The organism is Mycobacterium sp. 1245852.3, from assembly GCF_001669335.1.
Lineage (GTDB): Bacteria > Actinomycetota > Actinomycetes > Mycobacteriales > Mycobacteriaceae > Mycobacterium > Mycobacterium europaeum_A.
In genome coordinates this window covers 1-668 of the sequence record NZ_LZLL01000108.1, presented here as the reverse complement: position 1 = coordinate 668, position 668 = coordinate 1, and the positions used below count along the sequence as shown (strand labels likewise).

Here is a 668-nt window from a genome sequence, read left to right as displayed (position 1 = left end):
GTCGGCCGTGAGCTGCAGCGCCGAGGGCACGACGTGTGCATCGCGGTCCCGCCCGACCTGGTTGACTTCGCGGAATCGGCCGGGCTTACCGCGGTGCCCTACGGAGCGGAGACACGGGTATGGCTGGACGTGTTCCGCAACTTTTTTACCTCCGTGTTCAGCACGTTCTGGAGAATGCGTGACCTATCGGAGTGGGGACGCGAGCTGTGGAAAGTCAGCACTGGGGCCTGGGTGCAGATGAACGAGACACTGACGTCACTGGCGGACGGAGCCGACCTGGTGCTCGCCGGTCAGACTTACCAGGAGATCGCGGCCAATGTCGCTGAACACCACGGGCTTCCGTTGGCCACGCTGCACCATGCCCCGGTGCGCCCCAACGGCCAATCGTTGCCGATCTTGCCCGCGTCGGCCTCTCGCTTGGTGCTGACGCTGCATGACTGGCTGTGGTGGCGTGGATCGAAGTCGGCCGATGACGCGCAGCGGCGCGAACTCGGATTGCCCAAGACAGCAAGTCCTTGGACGCGACGAATCGCCGAACACGGATCGCTGGAAATTCAGGCTTACGACGACGCCTGCTACCCAGGGCTTGCCGCCGAATGGGCGAAATGGAACGGCCAGCGCCCCTTCGTCGGTGCGCTGACTTTGGAATTGCCCACGGCTGCCGATGA

General features: G+C 64.2%; 1 pseudogene. It reads left to right on the top strand.

Annotated features, from left to right (window positions below):
* Positions 1 to 668, top strand: a pseudogene (locus A9W96_RS04710) (glycosyl transferase family 1); the annotation flags it as partial.